This is a genomic window from Streptomyces sp. P1-3 (assembly GCF_050613155.1).
GTDB lineage: Bacteria > Actinomycetota > Actinomycetes > Streptomycetales > Streptomycetaceae > Streptomyces.
The window spans coordinates 5,698,896-5,714,426 of sequence record NZ_CP192512.1 but is presented as its reverse complement, the minus strand read 5'-3'; the positions used below and the strand labels follow the sequence as shown (position 1 = coordinate 5,714,426).

14 protein-coding genes are annotated in these 15,531 nt (G+C 72.9%); 10 read left to right on the top strand and 4 right to left on the bottom strand.

Translation table 11 applies throughout. From position 1 onward, the window contains the following. Positions 1–14 precede the first annotated feature (14 nt). Positions 15–1,337 carry an MFS transporter gene (locus ACQUSR_RS24335; protein WP_431044734.1) on the top strand — a complete coding sequence of 441 codons (1,323 nt, stop codon included), beginning with the start codon at positions 15–17 and terminating at the stop codon, positions 1,335–1,337. Between the two features lie 135 nt (positions 1,338–1,472). On the opposite strand, the gene ACQUSR_RS24330 is transcribed toward ACQUSR_RS24335, so the two are convergent. Further along, positions 1,473–1,685 (bottom strand): hypothetical protein, encoded by a 213-nt coding sequence (locus ACQUSR_RS24330; protein ID WP_431044733.1) that lies wholly within the window; start codon positions 1,683–1,685, stop codon positions 1,473–1,475. Between the two features lie 69 nt (positions 1,686–1,754). Between ACQUSR_RS24330 and map the strand changes: the two genes are divergently transcribed. Next, a complete protein-coding gene (gene map / locus ACQUSR_RS24325) occupies positions 1,755–2,612 on the top strand; it encodes a type I methionyl aminopeptidase (RefSeq protein ID WP_431044732.1) in 858 nt (285 codons plus the stop codon). 140 nt (positions 2,613–2,752) lie between these two features. Beyond that, complete coding sequence (locus ACQUSR_RS24320; protein ID WP_431044731.1) at positions 2,753–3,385, top strand: heme oxygenase (biliverdin-producing); 633 nt, start codon at positions 2,753–2,755, stop codon at positions 3,383–3,385. A 181-nt stretch (positions 3,386–3,566) separates the two neighbouring features. On the opposite strand, the gene ACQUSR_RS24315 is transcribed toward ACQUSR_RS24320, so the two are convergent. Beyond that, positions 3,567–5,117 (bottom strand): HtaA domain-containing protein, encoded by a 1,551-nt coding sequence (locus tag ACQUSR_RS24315; protein WP_431044730.1) that lies wholly within the window; start codon positions 5,115–5,117, stop codon positions 3,567–3,569. 90 nt (positions 5,118–5,207) lie between these two features. Continuing rightward, positions 5,208–6,851: an HtaA domain-containing protein gene (locus ACQUSR_RS24310; protein ID WP_431044729.1), complete on the bottom strand. Its 1,644-nt coding sequence runs from the start codon at positions 6,849–6,851 to the stop codon at positions 5,208–5,210. Positions 6,852–6,980: 129 nt separating this feature from the next. Here ACQUSR_RS24310 and ACQUSR_RS24305 point away from each other — a divergent pair, with 129 nt between their 5' ends. The 7 genes from ACQUSR_RS24305 (at position 6,981) to ACQUSR_RS24275 (ending at position 14,577) form a co-directional block, all read left to right on the top strand. After that, positions 6,981–8,033, top strand: a complete 1,053-nt coding sequence (locus ACQUSR_RS24305) for a heme/hemin ABC transporter substrate-binding protein (protein ID WP_431044728.1) — start codon at positions 6,981–6,983, stop codon at positions 8,031–8,033. Positions 8,034–8,149: 116 nt separating this feature from the next. Then, positions 8,150–9,232, top strand: a complete 1,083-nt coding sequence (locus ACQUSR_RS24300) for a FecCD family ABC transporter permease (RefSeq protein WP_431047806.1) — start codon at positions 8,150–8,152, stop codon at positions 9,230–9,232. After that, complete coding sequence (locus ACQUSR_RS24295; RefSeq protein WP_431044727.1) at positions 9,229–10,128, top strand: heme ABC transporter ATP-binding protein; 900 nt, start codon at positions 9,229–9,231, stop codon at positions 10,126–10,128. The genes ACQUSR_RS24300 and ACQUSR_RS24295 overlap by 4 nt, the downstream gene beginning before the upstream one ends. A gap of 133 nt (positions 10,129–10,261) precedes the next feature. Further along, positions 10,262–11,404, top strand: coding sequence for an iron uptake system protein EfeO (gene efeO, locus ACQUSR_RS24290; RefSeq protein ID WP_431044726.1), 1,143 nt, complete (start codon positions 10,262–10,264; stop codon positions 11,402–11,404). Between the two features lie 28 nt (positions 11,405–11,432). Next, the gene (gene efeB / locus ACQUSR_RS24285; RefSeq protein WP_431044725.1) at positions 11,433–12,725 is read left to right on the top strand and encodes an iron uptake transporter deferrochelatase/peroxidase subunit; all 1,293 of its coding nucleotides are present in this window, start codon (positions 11,433–11,435) and stop codon (positions 12,723–12,725) included. A gap of 15 nt (positions 12,726–12,740) precedes the next feature. Then, entirely contained in the window at positions 12,741–13,712 is a 972-nt protein-coding gene (gene efeU / locus ACQUSR_RS24280; protein WP_431044724.1) for an iron uptake transporter permease EfeU, read from the top strand. Beyond that, positions 13,636–14,577 (top strand): hypothetical protein, encoded by a 942-nt coding sequence (locus ACQUSR_RS24275; RefSeq protein ID WP_431047804.1) that lies wholly within the window; start codon positions 13,636–13,638, stop codon positions 14,575–14,577. The genes efeU and ACQUSR_RS24275 overlap by 77 nt, the downstream gene beginning before the upstream one ends. Positions 14,578–14,626: 49 nt before the next feature. Here ACQUSR_RS24275 and ACQUSR_RS24270 read toward each other — a convergent pair whose 3' ends face one another. Then, complete coding sequence (locus ACQUSR_RS24270; RefSeq protein WP_431044723.1) at positions 14,627–15,367, bottom strand: bifunctional DNA primase/polymerase; 741 nt, start codon at positions 15,365–15,367, stop codon at positions 14,627–14,629. Positions 15,368–15,531 lie beyond the last annotated feature (164 nt).

Sequence of the window (15,531 nt, the reverse complement as noted above, 5' to 3'; positions counted from 1 at the left end):
GACGATGGGACGTCGTGATCGAAGACGACCATCCCCGGCGCGACCGGCGCGGCTCCCGGCTGCGCGCCCTGCTGCCCGACCTGTCCCCGTGGCGCTCCTCCCGCGACTTCCGCCTGCTGTGGGTCGCCGGCCTGGTGACCTCCTTCGGCAGCTTCCTGGCCCTGGTGGCGCTGCCGCTCCAGATCAAGGAGCTCACGGGGTCGGCGTTCGCGGTCGGCGCCATCGGCGCGGTGGAGCTGGTGCCGCTGATCGTCTTCGGGCTGTACGGCGGGGCGCTGGCGGACGCCGTGGACCGCCGCAAGGTCATCCTGCTCACCGAGGCGGGGCTCGGCCTGCTGGCAGTGGTGCTGCTGATCAACAGCCTGCTGCCGCACCCCATGCTCTGGCCGCTGTACGTGGTCGCGGCGCTGACCAGCGCGCTCACCGGACTCCAGCGCCCGGCGATCGACGCCGTGGTGGCCCGCATCGTGCCGCATGACCAGATCACCGCGGCCGCCGCGCTCAACGCGCTGCGCTGGCAGACGTCGGCCGTGGCGGGCCCCTCGCTGGCCGGTGTCATCGTCGCCTACCTCGGGCTGCCGCTGGCGTACGGCCTGAACGTGCTGACCTTCGTGTGCTCCGTGCTGCTCAGCCTGCGGCTGACCGTCGCGCCACCCGCGCACGATGCGGAGAAACCCTCGCTGCGCGCGATAGCGGAGGGCGCGCGCTACGCCTGGCGGCGCAAGGAGCTGCTGGGCACCTACGTGGTCGACATGGCCGCGATGTTCTTCGCCTTCCCCACCGCGATCTATCCCTTCCTCGCCGATGACCTGGACGCCCCCTGGGCACTGGGCCTGCTCTACGCCGCCATGCCGGCCGGTTCGATGGTGGTGAGCGCGACCAGCGGGTGGACCTCGCGGGTGCACCGGCACGGGCGGATGGTGGCGCTCGGGGCGGCGGTGTGGGGGCTGGCGATGGCGGCGGCCGGGCAGATGACGAACATCTGGCTGGTGCTGCTGTGCGTGGCCGTCGCGGGTGCCGGGGACATGGTCAGCGGGCTGTTCCGGTCCACCATGTGGAACCAGACCATCCCCGACGAGCTGCGCGGCCGGCTCGCCGGCATCGAGGTCCTCTCGTACACCGTCGGCCCCCAGCTCGGCCAGGTCCGCGCCGGCACGATGGCCGGCCTGACCGGCGTACGCACCGCCATCTGGTCCGGCGGCCTCGCCTGCGTCGGCGCGGTGGGGCTGCTCGCGCTGAGCCTGCCGAGGCTCATGTCGTATGACGCGCGTACGGACGAGCACGCGGCCCGCGTCCGCGCGGAGCGCGCGGGGCAGACTGCGGCACCGGTGCCGTAGGGGCGCCCTCGCCTAAGCCGTTCCCGCCTGCGGGCCGTACGCGGCTGCGGGCCGGTGGTCGGTTGTGCCCACCCTCCCCCAGCGCGGCCGCTGGGAGGTGCCCCCAGCCCTGCGGGACGATTGCCCACAACCTGGTCAGGTTCGGTCGTCTCGCCAGCGCTGGTCCGTCTCCCATTCCACGTTTCGCTCGCGGGCCGTTTCCATCGCGTGCGTGGCCTCCTCACGCGTGGTGTACGGGCCGAAGCGGTCGGCGGCGCGGCATTCGGGACCTTCCTCGACCTTCTCGTGCTTGAGGCAGTAGTACCACTCGCCGGGCTTGCCCTCGGTCCGTCTCTTGAACAGCGCCATCCCCGTCTCCGTCCTCGCTCATCGCCTTGTCGCCATGCTGCCCGATGGCCCCCGGATACACTCGCAGACATGTCTGGCCAGTCGCTTCTTGTCCCGGGGACGCTCTCCCCCGCCCGTTCCGTCCCCGCTTCGATCGCCCGCCCCGAGTACGTGGGCAAGGCCGCGCCGACCCCGTACACCGGGCCTGAGGTGCAGGACACCGAGACGATCGAGCGGATGCGGACCGCCGGGCGGATCGCCGCGCAGGCCATGGCGGAGGCCGCCAAGCTCATCGCGCCGGGGGTCACCACCGACGAGCTGGACCGGGTGGCGCACGAGTTCATGTGCGACCACGGCGCCTATCCGTCGACCCTGGGGTACCGCGGCTTCCCCAAGTCGCTGTGCGCGTCGATCAACGAGGTCATCTGCCACGGCATCCCCGACTCCACGGTGCTGCGCGACGGCGACATCGTGAACCTCGACGTCACCGCCTTCATCGGGGGCGTGCACGGCGACAACAACGCCACCTATCTGTGCGGCGAGGTGGACGAGGAGTCCCGGCTGCTGGTCGAGCGCACCCGGGAGTCCCTGAACCGCGCGATCAAGGCCGTGAAGCCGGGCCGCCAGATCAACATCATCGGCCGGGTCATCGAGTCGTACGCCAAGCGGTTCGGGTACGGCGTGGTGCGCGACTTCACCGGCCACGGCATCAACTCGGCGTTCCACTCCGGCCTGATCGTGCCGCACTACGACAGCCCGCACCACACGACCGAGATCAAGCCGGGGATGACCTTCACCATCGAGCCGATGCTGACCCTGGGGACGCACGAGTACGACATGTGGGAGGACGGCTGGACGGTCGTCACCAAGGACCGCAAGCGGACAGCCCAGTTCGAGCACACCCTGGTCGTGACCGACACCGGTGCGGAGATTCTCACGCTGCCGTAGGGTTTTACCGACAGCGCGTCGGGAAGGCTTTGACTTAGGCAAACCTAAGTAACCATAATTGCCTTCCCGTCCCCTCTTGGTACCCGGAGGCCGCCTTGGACGCCGCAGCAGCCAGCCCGACGCCGTTCACGCCGTTTTCCATGCTCATCCGCACGGCCTCGCACGAGCAGCACACCGAGGCCGAGAACTCCACGTTCATGAGCGACATGCTCGGCGGCAGGCTCGGCGTCGACGCCTACCGGCGCTACACCGAGCAGCTGTGGTTCGTCTACCGCGCCCTGGAGTCCTGCTCCGCGGAGCTCGCCGCCGATCCGGTCGCGGGCCCGTTCATACAGCCCGAGCTGGCCCGTACCGCCGAACTGGAGCGCGACCTCGCGCACCTCGGCGGCGCGGACTGGCAGACGGGCCTGCGGCCGCTGCCCGCGACGGCGGCGTACGCGGCGCGGGTCGTGGAGTGCGCGCGCACGTGGCCCGCGGGCTACGTCGCCCACCACTACACCCGCTATCTCGGCGACCTCTCCGGCGGCCAGATCATCCGCGGCACGGCGGAGAAGACCTGGGGCTTCGAGCGCAAGGGCGACGGCGTGCGGTTCTACGTCTTCGAGGACATCGCCAACCCGGCCGCGTTCAAGCGGCACTACCGCGAGCTGCTGGACGCACTGCCGGTCGACGACCTGGAGAAGCACCGGGTGGTCGAGGAGTGCAAGCGCGCGTTCGCGCTGAACACGGCGGTCTTCCGGGAGTTGGGCGAGCAGTTCCCGCTCAGCGCGTAGCCCCACGCCACCGCGCCGCGCCGCTCCGCCAGTCGGACAGGCAGACGGGGCGGACCCGGCGGGGATACACGCGAGTCCGCGCCCACCGGGGGACAGGACCGGTGAGCGCGGACGTGTGGGGGGCGGCGCCTGGCAGGGTGTCAGTCTGCTGATGCCGGTGGAGGGTTGGTCGGGCAGTGGTTCACTGGGCCGTGCGCCTGCGGGCCGCGAACACCGCGGCCGCGCCGCCCGCCGCCAGCAGTCCGGCACCGCCCAGCAGCGCGGCGGACGGGACTCCGGCGCCGGTGGCGGCCAGCGATCCGGTGCCGCCGCCCACGACCCCGCCGCTGCCGCCGGACGAGGACGGCTCCGAGCCCGCGCCGCCGGATCCGCCGCCGGGCAGAGCGGCGCCCTCGTCGAGGGAGGCGGAGACGGTGACGGGATCGAGGGCGTCGCCGGAGTGGTAGAAGCCGCCGAACGCCTTGGCGCCGCCCTTCGTCAGGGTGGCCGGGACCTTGGTGAGGGTGACCACCTCGCCCTTGGGCCCGTAGGAGGCGGGCAGCTTCAGCTCGGCGACGGTCAGGTCGTCGGACTCGGTGACCTTGCCCGTCTCCCGGTCCTTGGCGGACACGTCCGCGACCAGCGAGCCCTTCGCGCCCTTGCCCCGCACCTTCAGATCGCTGAACTTCAGGTCCAGATCGCCGCCGTGGCCGGTGAAGCGGACGGTGCCGTCGAACGCCGCGTTCAGGGTGCGGGACTTCTCGTCGTACGTGCCCTGCCCACCGGGGAAGCGGAAGCCGCCGTCGGTCTTCTTCGCACCGCCGGAGACGGTGATCTTGCCGTGCGAGATGGGCCCGGTGACGTAGTCGCGGAAGGACTTCTTCACGCCCCAGTCGAGGCTGCCGTCCACCACGGTGCCGCCCTGGGGCCGCTGTCCGGGCGAGCCGGCCGGGGACGTGGGCGTGGCGGTGGGGTCGCCCGTGGGCCGCGGGGTGGGCGAGCCGGTGTGCGGCCGGGTGGGCGTGCCGGTCGGCGGCTGGGACGGAGACTGCGTCTGGGTCTGGGGCGGGCTCTGGGGCGGGGTCGTCGCGGGCTTGGTGGCCGGGCCGCCCGCCTTCACCGTCAACGTGGCCGGGTCGAGCTCCTGCCCCTCCTTGTACATGTCGTTGAACGCCTTGGCGCCGTCGGCGGTCAGCGCGGCCGGGATCTTCGCGAACGTGACCGCACCGCCCTCGCCCGCCCCCGGCTTCAGCCCGGTGAGGTCGAGCGAGGCGAGCGCGACGTCGTCGGTGGTCTTGCCCGAGGCGGTGACGTCGGCGGTGATCGCGCCCTTCGTCCCTTCCGTACGCACCTTCAGATCGCTGAGCTTGAGGTCGAGTTCACCGCCGTGGCCGGTGAAGCGCACGCTGCCTTTGAAGGTGGTCGCGACGGCGTGGGTGGAGGTGTCGTACGTCCCCTTGCCGCCGGTGAAGGTGAAGGAGCCGTTCCCCTCCGCCTGGCGGGCGCCGTCCGCGACCTCGATCGCGCCGTGGGCGATCGGGCCGGTGACGTACTTCCGGAAGCCCTCCTTCACGCCCCAGTCCAGGGTTCCGTCGGTGATCTCCAGCTTCGGCGCCGCACCGCCCTCGGCGGCGTGCGCGGGCAGGACGAGCACGGCGGCGCCGACGGCCGCGGAGGCGACCGCCGCCGCGAGGGCGAGCGGGCGGGCGCCTGTCCGGCGGGTCGGGCGAGCCGTGGTTGAGGGAGCCGTCATGGTCGGCTGTCTCCTTGGGTTGGCGGCCGCACGGGGCGGCACACGGTGGGGATGGGACGGGCGCGCCGGTCGGGCGGCGCGGCCCTGGTGTCAGTCGTCGCCCTCTTCGGGCGCGCGGGGTGGTGCGGTCTGGTCACCTGGCGCGGCGTCGCCGACCGGTGCGGTGTCGTCGCCGTCCGCTGGTGCGATGTCGTCGTTGCCCATCGGTGCGGTGTCGTCGCCGTCCGCTGGTGCGGTGTCGTCGCTGCCTGCCGGTGCGATGTCGTCGCTGTCCGCCGGTGCGGTGTCGTCGCTGCCTACCGGTACGAACCCGGAGGCATCCGCCGAGGCGATGGCCGTGTGGCGCCTGCGCCGCAGGGCGACAGCAGCCGCCGCGGCCGCGGCGAGAGCGCCCGCGGCGCACAGCGCCACCACGAGCGCCGTGCCCGACGACGAAGACGACGAACCCCCCTCGGCCTCGCGCGCCGCGGGCTTCGGCGACGCCGACGTCGCGTCGCCGAGGTCGGGCAGGGCCGGGAGCCGGGCGGAGTCGTCGAGGGCCACGGCGAGGGAGACGGGGTCCATCTCGGTGCCCGCCGCGTACATGCCGCCGAAGGCCCGCGCGCCCCGGGCGGTCAGTTCGGCGGGTGCCTCCGTGACGCTGATCAGGCCGTCGCGGGGCCGCAGTTCACCGGCCTTGAAGGTGACCAGCGGGACATCGCGGTCCTCGCCACCACCGCCACCGCCGCCGTCTCGTACGTCGGCCGAGAGCGTGCCCGTGCCGTCCGCCGCGATCCGTACGGACACCCCGCTCAGCGTGAGGTCCAGGTCCTTGCCGGTGAACCGCAACGTCCCGGCGAACCTGCCTTCCAGCGTGCCCCGGTCCGTGTCGTACGTGCCGTGCCCGGCGGAGAACCGGAACAGCGCCCCGCCGTCCTGGGCGCCCTCGGACAGCCGCCACGCGCCCTGGGCGACGGAGCCCGTGACGTACTCGCGGAAGGTCCGGCGGACGCCCCAGTCGACGGCCGCGTTCTCGAACCGTCCCTTGGCGGGGGCCTTGGCAGGCTGACCGGGCCGCTTCGTGGTGGGGTTCGGCGCCGGCGTGCCCGTGCCCTCCGGCCGCGCGGGCTCCGAGGTGACATCGACCGACAGGCTCAGCGGGTCCAGCGCCGTGCCCTCGGTGTAGTAGCCCGCGAAGGCCCGCGCGCCGTCGGCGGTGAGCCGGGTGGGGACGGCGTCCAGCCGGACCGCCGCGCCGCCGCCCCGCATGTTCACCCCCGTCAGGTCGAGTGCGGCCAGCGGGACGCGCGCGGCGGAGGTGACCGTGCCGCTGCCGCGCGCCTTGCTGGTCATGTCGGCGTAGAGGGTGCCGCGGCCGTCGCTGATCCGGACCACAGGGTCGGCGATGGTCAGGTCCAGCTCATGGCCGCCGTCCGGCTTCGCGTGGCCGGTGAACCGCACGCCTCCGGTGAAGCGCGCCTCGAAGGCGCCGGTGTCCGGGTCGTACGCGCCCTTGGCGGAGTGGAACCGGAAGTCGCTCTCCCCCGCCGTCGCCGCCCCGCCCCGCAGGGTCCAACTCCCCTTGGCGATCGGCCCGGTCACGTAGCTCTGGAATGACGCCTTGACGCCCCAGTCGAGCCGCCCGCCGGAGACCGCGTGGCCCTCCGCGCGAGCCCCGGCGGCGGGGAGCAGGGCCGCCGCCAGCACCGTCAGGAGCATGACGGCACGGGCACGGACCGGTCTGGACGGCAGCATCGATGACCCCTCCCCTGTCGCGATCTCGAAGGTAAGGCTAACCTAAGCTACATCTCGCCGGATCGGCCAGAGTGGAACCGGCGCGACCGGAGCGACACGACCGACGCGACCGCGTGGAAGGGCCTGACAGTGGATCAACGGCAGTCGGCGGACCGGCACTTGCGCCGCCCGCGCGCGCTCTGCGGCCTTCTCGCCGTCCTGGCCCTGCTGCTGGGCCTGACGGCCTGCGGCGGCTCCGGGGACTCCGGCGGCGCCACGTCGGGAGCCGGCTCGCGGCACGGCGCCGGACAGCCCGCCGACCGCGTCGAACCGCTCACCGGCGCACCGCCCGCGCCCCGGCTGCCCGCCACGGTCCGGTCCGCCGACGGGCGCGACGTCACCGTCCGCAGCACCGACCGCGTGGTGCCGCTCACCGGCGCGCTCTCCGAGATCGTCTTCACCCTCGGCCTCGGCGACAAGGTGGTGGCCCGCGACATCACCGCCACCTTCGAGCAGGCCAGGAAGCTGCCCGTGGTCACCAGGGGGCACGACGTCTCCGCCGAGAGCGTGCTGTCCCTCAAGCCGACCCTGGTGCTCGCGGAGTCCCTCACCGGCCCCGACGAGGCCATCGCGCAGATCCGGGACGCGGGCATCCCGCTGGTCGTCCTCGACCCGGCCAAGAAGCTGTCGGATGTCGGGCCCCGCATCGACACCGTGGCCGCCGCGCTCGGCGTCACCCGGGCCGGCGACCGGCTGCGCCAACGTACCGAGCAGCGCGTCGAGAAGGTACGTCAGGCCATCCCCGGCAGGGAGAAGCGGCCGCGCGTCGCCTTCCTCTACGTACGCGGCTCCGCTTCCGTCTACCTGCTCGGCGGGGCCGACTCCGGCGCGGGCTCGCTCCTGGAAGCCGTCGGCGCGATCGACGCGGGCAAGGAGTCCGGGCTGACGAAGGACTTCACCCCCATCACCAGCGAGGCGCTGGTCAAGGCCGAGCCCGACGCGATCCTCGTGATGGCGAAGGGGCTCGACTCGGTGGGCGGGATCGACGGCTTGCTGAAGGTGCCGGGCGTCGCCGAGACGCCCGCCGGGCTCGACCGCCGCGTCGTGACCGTCGAGGACGGCGTGCTGCTCAACTACGGCCCCCGCACGGACGAGGTGCTGCGGAGCATCGCCGACCAGCTGCACGGGACCGGGGACCGGTGAGCGCGCCGCATCGCGAGGCGCCCGCGGGCGCACCCGTCCGGACGGATGCCGACGGCGCCCGTCCCGCCGACGGGGAACCTGCCGCGGATCCGGCCGTCGACAAGGCGTCCGGCCACCTGCCGTACGACGACGCGGGCGGCGCGAGCGGCCCGGCGAGCGGTGCGGCCGTCCGGCGCGCCCGCACCGCGCTGCTCGCCACCGGCCTCGCCACCGCCCTGGTCGTGCTCGCCGTGCTCGCCACCAGCGTCGGCGCCTACGACATCCCCGTCGGCGACGTCGTGGGCTCGCTCCGCCACCGCGCCGGGCTCGGCGGCTCCGCGCTGGACCGGGTCGGCGAGAGCGTGCTGTGGAACGTGCGGCTGCCGCGCGTCGTCCTCGCCCTGCTGGTGGGCGCGTCGCTGGGCTGCGCGGGCGCGCTCATGCAGGGCGTGTTCGGCAATCCGCTCGCCGAACCCGGCGTCATCGGGATCTCCTCGGGCGCCGCCGTCGGCGCGGTCGGCTCGATCGCGCTCGGCCTGGACTTCCTGGGCAACTGGACGGTGACCGCCTGCGCGTTCGCCGCCGGGCTGGTCACCGTCACCCTCGTGTACGCGCTGTCGCGGTCGGACGGCCGCACCGAGGTCGTGACGCTCATCCTCACCGGCATCGCGGTGAACGCGTTCGCGGGCGCGCTCATCGGACTGTCGGTGTTCTTCGCCGACAACGCCCAGCTCACCCAGATCACCTTCTGGCAGCTCGGCTCGCTCGCGCAGGCCACCTGGCCGAAGGTGCTGGCGGTCCTGCCGTGCGCGGCGGCCGGGTTGCTGCTGGCGCCGCTGTTCGCCCGCAGGATCGACCTGCTGGCGCTCGGCGAGCGGCCCGCTCACCACCTGGGAGTCGACGTCGAACGGCTCCGGCTCGCCGTCGTCCTCCTCGTCGCGCTGCTGACCGCCGCCGCGGTCGCCGTCGCCGGGGTCGTCACCTTCGTCGGACTGCTGGTGCCGCACGTGTTGCGGATGGCGGCGGGCCCCGGCCACCGGTTCCTGATCCCGGGCAGCGCGCTCGGCGGCGCGCTGGTGCTGGTGGCGGCGGATCTGACGGCCCGTACGGTGGCGCAGCCCGCCGAGCTGCCGCTCGGGGTGCTGACCGCGCTCGTCGGCAGCCCGTTCTTCTTCTGGCTGCTGCGCAGGACGCGGCGCAGGCAAGGGGGGTGGGCATGAGACGGCCGCTCTCCCAGGTGCTGTCCGCGTCCCGGGCGGTGCTCACTCCGCGCGCGCTGTTCGCGCCTCGTACGGCCGTGCCGCCGCGGCCGGCCGCCCCCGGCGCGGTGGTCGCCGACGTCACCGGCCTGGAGGTCAGGCTGGCGGGCCGCGCCGTGCTGTGCGGCGTCGAGCTGTCGGTGGCGGCCGGTGAGGTGCTCGCGCTCGTCGGGCCGAACGGGGCGGGCAAGTCCACCCTGTTGGCCGCGCTCGCCGCCGATGTGCCCGCCGCCTCCGGCACGGTACGGATCGACGGTCGGCCGGCGTCGGGGTGGCCGCCCCGCGAACTGGCCCGGCGCCGGGCCGTGCTGCCGCAGTCGGCCGCGCTCTCCTTCCCGTTCACCGTCGAGGAAGTGGTGCGGATGGGGCGTGCGCCGTGGTCGGGCACGCCGCGCGAGGACGAGGACGAGCCCGCGGTGCGCGCGGCCATGGCGGCCACCGAGGTCACCGGGTTCGCCGCGCGGCCCTTCTCCGCGCTCTCCGGCGGCGAGCGGGCCCGGGTCGCGCTCGCCCGCGTCCTCGCGCAGCGCACCGGGCTCCTGCTGCTGGACGAGCCGACCGCCGCGCTCGACCTGCGCCACCAGGAGCTGGTGTTGCGGATCTGCCGGGACCGGGCGGCTGCCGGGGACGCGGTCGTGGTGGTGCTGCACGACCTGGGGCTCGCCGCCGCGTACGCCGACCGGGTCGTGGTGCTGCACGAGGGGCGGGTGGCGGCCGAGGGCGCCCCGGCCGAGGTGTTCGGCGCCCAGCTGCTCTCCCGGGTCTACCGGCAGCCGGTCGAGGTGCTGCGGCATCCGCGCACCGGTGATCCACTCGTGCTGCCGCACCGAGATGGCGGGGATTTTGCCCAGCGATGACGGAATCATGACAGATTCTTGACCCTACGCAGGAGCTGCTCAGGCAAGCCTCAGCTAAGTTGATGCGGCCCCGTCCCCTGTGGCCCCGTCCCCTGTGGCCCCGTCCCCTGCCCGAGCCTGTCTGGAGCCCCACATGAGAGCCGCTCGCTCTTCCGCCGTCGCCGCCCTCGCCGCGGCAGCGCTCGCCGCCGTCGCCGGCTGCGCGGAGAAGTCCGACGCCAACGACTCCGACGCCATCAAGGTGACCGCATCCGACAATGCCTGCGAGGTCTCGAAGAAGACGTTCCCCGCCGGGCACGTCACGCTCGCCGTCGAGAACAAGGGCTCCAAGGTCACCGAGGTGTACGTCTACGCCCCGGGCGACCGGATCGTGACCGAGCGGGAGAACATCCTCTCCGGCACCAAGGCCACCATCACCGCCGAGGTGAAGGCCGGTTCGTACGAGATCGCCTGCAAGCCGGGCATGAAGGGCGACGGCATCCGGCAGAAGGTCACCGCGTCCGGCAAGGGCGCCCCGGCCGCCAAGCGCGACCCGCGGCTGGACAAGGCCGTGGCCGAGTACCGCCGTTACGTCCAGGAACAGGCGGACGAGACCCTGCCGCTGGTGAAGAAGTTCACCGACGCGATAGTCAAGGGCGATCTGGAGGCCGCGAAGAAGGCGTACGCGCCGTCCCGCGTCGGCTGGGAGCGCACCGAACCGGTCGCCGAGTCCTTCGGCGACATCGACCCGAAGGTCGACGTCCGCGAGGACGGGGTGGAGAAGGGCACCAAGTGGACCGGCTGGCACCGGCTGGAGAAGTCCCTGTGGGTGGAGAAGAAGATCACCGCTGAGGACAAGAAGCTCGCCAAGCAGCTGCTGACGGACCTCGAGGACTGGCAGAAGCGGGTCGGCAAGGCGGAGCTGACGCCCACCGGCATGGCCAACGGCGCCAAGGAGCTCCTCGACGAGGTGCAGACCGGCAAGGTCACCGGCGAGGAAGAGCGCTACAGCCACACCGACCTGGTCGACGTCCAGGCCAACGTCGAGGGTGCCGAGAAGTCGTACACCCTGCTCAAGGCGGTCGCCGCCGAACGGAACCCGGAGCTCGCCAAGGAGCTCGACAAGCAGTTCACCGCCGTGAAGAAGCACCTCGGCACCTACCGCGAGGGCGACGGCTTCGTGTCGTACGACAAGGTCGGCAAGAAGGACCGCAAGGAGTTGTCGGACATCGTCAACGCCCTGGCCGAGCCGCTGTCCAAGCTCGCCGCGGCCGTCGTGCCGAGCACCACGAAGTGATCCGCGTCATCCGCGAGGGGATCGGCTGATGTCCACTGACGAGACCGCAGAGCAGACACCGGAGCAGCGGGAGCCGGAGCGGCAGCGTCCGTCGCGCCGCGCGCTGATCGGCTGGGGCGGCGCCGGGCTCGCGCTCGGTGCCGCCGCCGCGGGCGGGACCGTGGCCGCCGTGCGGCACGGCGACGACGCCGAGCCCGTCGCCGAGGCCGGGGCCGCCGTCGCCTTCCACGGCGGCCACCAGGCCGGTATCGCCACGCCCGTCCAGGACCGGCTGCACTTCGCGGCCTTCGACGTCACCACCGACGACCGGGACGAGCTGATCGCCCTGCTCAAGGAGTGGACGAAGGCCGCGGCCCGGATGACGGCGGGCCACGCGGTCGGCGAGGGCGCGGTCGGCGGGCTCGCCGAAGCGCCGCCGGACGACACCGGGGAGGCGCTGGGCCTCAAGCCCTCCCGGCTCACCCTCACCGTCGGCTTCGGCCCCACCCTCTTCCAGGACCGGAAGGGCCGGGACCGCTTCGGGCTGAGGAAGCAGCGGCCCGAGGCCCTGATCGACCTGCCCGCGTTCCCCGGCGACAACCTCGACGCGGCGCGCAGCGGCGGCGACCTGTGCGTGCAGGCGTGCGCCGACGATCCGCAGGTCGCCGTGCACGCGATCCGCAACCTGGCCCGGATCGGCATGGGCAAGGTGGCGATCCGCTGGTCACAGCTGGGCTTCGGCAAGACCTCCTCCACGACCCCCGACGCCCAGACCCCGCGCAACATGATGGGGTTCAAGGACGGCACCCGGAACGTCTCGGGCACCGACACCGCCGCCCTGAAGAAGCATGTGTGGGTCTCGGCCAAGGACGGGCCCGACTGGATGGTCGACGGCTCGTACCTGGTCGCCCGGCGCATCCGGATGCACATCGAGACCTGGGACCGCACCTCGCTCCAGGAGCAGGAGGACATCTTCGGCCGGAACAAGGGCGAGGGCGCCCCGGTGGGCAGGCAGCGCGAGCGCGACGAGCCCAACCTCAAGGCCATGCTGCCCACCGCGCACGTCCGGCTGGCGCACCCGGACAGCAACGGCGGGGCGACGATCCTGCGCCGCGGCTACTCCTTCACGGACGGCACCGACGGGCTCGGCCGGCTGGACGCGGGGCTGTTCTTCCTCGCGTACCAGCGGGACGTGCGGGACGGCTTCGTGCCCGTACAGCAGTCCCTGGCGCGCGACGACGCGCTCAACGAATACATCCAGCACGTGGGTTCGGCCGTGTTCGCCGTCCCGCCGGGCGTCCGAGACGAGGACGACTGGTGGGGCCGGACGCTGCTGTCCTGAGGGAGGTCGGACCTGGTGTTCGGTAACTATCTGATCGGGCTGCGCGAGGGGCTGGAAGCCAGCCTCGTCGTCTGCATCCTCATCGCGTACCTGGTCAAGACGGAGCGCCGCCAGGCGCTGCTGCCGATCTGGCTGGGCATCGCGGTGGCGGTCGCGGTGAGCCTGGGCTTCGGCGCCGCCCTCGAATTCGGCTCGCAGGAGCTGACGTTCGAGGCGAAGGAGGCGCTCGGCGGCTCGCTTTCGATCGTCGCCGTGGGCCTGGTGACGTGGATGGTCTTCTGGATGCGGCGCACCGCCCGGCATCTGAAGGCGGAGCTGCACGGCAAGCTGGACGCGGCGCTCGCGATGGGCACCGGCGCGCTGGTGGTCACGGCGTTCCTGGCGGTGGGCCGCGAGGGCCTGGAGACGGCGCTGTTCGTCTGGGCGGCGGTGCACACGAGCAGCGACGGCAGCACCCAGCCGCTGCTCGGGGTGCTGCTCGGGCTGCTCACGGCGGTGCTGCTGGGCTGGCTGTTCTACCGGGGCGCGCTCCGGATCAACCTGGCGAAGTTCTTCACCTGGACCGGCGGGATGCTCGTCGTGGTGGCGGCGGGGGTGCTGGCGTACGGCTTCCACGACCTCCAGGAGGCGCGGTTCCTGCCCGGCCTGTACGCCCGGCCGTTCGACATCAGCGACACGATCCCGCCGGACAGCTGGTACGGCACGCTGCTGAAGGGCGTCTTCAACTTCCAGCCGGACCCGACCTGGTTGCAGATCGCGGTCTGGTCGCTGTACCTGGTCCCCACCCTCGCCTACTTCCTCATCCCCGGTAGGGTTGCGCCGATCGCAGCAGCCCCGAAGGAGCCGGAGCCCCATGACACGCAGGTCGCCCCGTCGGCAGCTCACGACGCTGGCAGCCGCGGCGCTGCTGATGCTGGCGCCGACGCTGACCGGATGCGTGACGGTGCACGGCGAGCGGGAGAACATCCCGTCGGTGGACAAGGCTGAGGCGCCCGCCGCCCTCAAGCAGTTCCTGAACGGGTACAACAAGGCGTACCGGGAGCTGGACCCGGCGCTGCTGGACCAGGTCGAGACCGGGGCGCTGCACGCGCTCAACACCGCCGACCTCACGGCGCAGCACAAGCTGAAGCCGGGGGGCAATCCGGGCTGGGGCGCCCTGGAGCTGACCGACGCCCGCTATCTGGTGCCCAAGCAGGTCGGCTGGCCGAAGTTCTTCGTGGCCGACACCCGCAGCAACCGCGAGGCGGTGGAGACCGGTACGCGCTGGCTGCTGGTGTTCACCCGGGACAGCGCCGACCAGCCGTGGCGGGTGGCGTACCTGTCGATCCTCAGCCGGGACGAGGTGCCGCGGTTCGCGACCGACGAGGACGGCTGGGCGCGGGCGGTCCCGGCCGGCGCGGCGTCGCGTCTGGCGGTCGGTCCCGACGGGCTGAGCAAGGCGTACGCGGACTACCTGAGAACCGGCAAGGGGAAGGCGTTCGCCGACGGCGGCCCGACGTCGGCGCTGCGGGCGGAGCGCAAGAAGGAGCGGAACACGCCCAGGTACTGGACGGAGTACATCGACACTCCGGCACAGGGCGCGCGGTACGCCCCGGTGGGGCTGCGGCTGGAGGACGGCGGGGCGCTGGTCTTCTTCACCGCGCACCACCATCAGAAGCAGACGATGGCCAAGGGCCTCAAGCCGACCCCTAAGCCGAACGAGAAGGCGCTGATGACCGGCGAGGCGAAGAAGGCGCTCACGCTGACGAAGGTGTCGGAGGCGGCAGTACGGGTTCCGGCCGGGGACGCCGCGGACCCGCGGGTGGTCTTCCTCAACCGGCTCGAGGGTGTGACGGCCGCGAAGGGCGAGTGATCGGCCCCACGGTGTGCCGGTCCGTACGCGTCCGCTTCCGGAGGCGCGTTCAGCGGCCCATGGGCCAGGCGGCGGCGCCGTGCTCCCGGTCGGTGGCGCCCGCGTACTGGGCGCACGAGTCCGTCAGCGTCTCCAGCAGCGTCAGCGGGTCCGGCAGCGGCCGCTCGGGGCCCAGCAGCCAGGCCACATGTCCCTCGCCGGGCAGCCGGGCGGGCGGCATCAGCACATAGCTGCCCCGGCAGTGCCAGCGCAGCCCGGGATGCTCGTCCATCGTCTCGGGGTGGCAGTCCAGCTCGCACGGCCACCACTCGTCCTCGTCCTCCGGGGTGCCGCGGGTGGCGGTGAAGAACAGCATCCGGCTCTCGTGGAGGTCGGCGCTGCTGGTGGCGACGGGGCCGACCTCGACACCCGCCGCGCCCAGCCGATCCAGGGCCATCCGCCCGGCGTCGGCGGGCACGTCCAGCACGTCGTGGGTGATGCCGGTGGCGGTGATGAAGTTCGCCTCGGGCTGGCCGCTCACCCACTGGGCGACCTTCTGCGGGTCGGTGGTCGCCTGGGTCTGCCAGGCGAAGGAGACCGGGTGCCTGGCGGGCGTGGGACAGCCGATGCGGTCACACGAACAGCCGTATCCGGCCGGGTGGGCGGCCGGTGCCAGCGGGAATCCGGCGGCCGCGGCGGCCAGGAGCAGGTCCTCGCGCGCGCTTGCCGCGCCCGCGCCCGTGCGCGACTCGCCGTCCGCTCCGCTCCTCGGGCGGCGCAGCCACTGGGAAAACCTGCTCTTGCGTTCCATCTATCGCCTCGCTTCACGGCCGACTCGCGATATCGCCGGTTACCCGATCAATGCTGCCACCATCCTGCTCCCGGCGTGGCCGGTGTCCGCATCCGGGGTCCGCGCTCCCCCCGCCCGCGGCGGCCATTTCCAGACATACCGCGCATAATTTGGCGCTTCGGTCT

Bases quoted from the DNA above. Each gene is read 5' to 3' on its own strand.
- ACQUSR_RS24295 (WP_431044727.1), top strand. From the start codon at position 9,229: ATGAGACGGCCGCTCTCCCAGGTGCTGTCCGCGTCCCGGGCGGTGCTC.
- efeB (WP_431044725.1), top strand. From the start codon at position 11,433: ATGTCCACTGACGAGACCGCAGAGCAGACACCGGAGCAGCGGGAGCCG.
- efeO (WP_431044726.1), top strand. From the start codon at position 10,262: ATGAGAGCCGCTCGCTCTTCCGCCGTCGCCGCCCTCGCCGCGGCAGCG.
- map (WP_431044732.1), top strand. From the start codon at position 1,755: ATGTCTGGCCAGTCGCTTCTTGTCCCGGGGACGCTCTCCCCCGCCCGT.
- ACQUSR_RS24315 (WP_431044730.1), bottom strand. From the start codon at position 5,117: ATGACGGCTCCCTCAACCACGGCTCGCCCGACCCGCCGGACAGGCGCC.
- ACQUSR_RS24310 (WP_431044729.1), bottom strand. From the start codon at position 6,851: ATGCTGCCGTCCAGACCGGTCCGTGCCCGTGCCGTCATGCTCCTGACG.
- ACQUSR_RS24330 (WP_431044733.1), bottom strand. From the start codon at position 1,685: ATGGCGCTGTTCAAGAGACGGACCGAGGGCAAGCCCGGCGAGTGGTAC.
- ACQUSR_RS24275 (WP_431047804.1), top strand. From the start codon at position 13,636: ATGCTGGCGCCGACGCTGACCGGATGCGTGACGGTGCACGGCGAGCGG.
- ACQUSR_RS24320 (WP_431044731.1), top strand. From the start codon at position 2,753: ATGCTCATCCGCACGGCCTCGCACGAGCAGCACACCGAGGCCGAGAAC.
- ACQUSR_RS24270 (WP_431044723.1), bottom strand. From the start codon at position 15,367: ATGGAACGCAAGAGCAGGTTTTCCCAGTGGCTGCGCCGCCCGAGGAGC.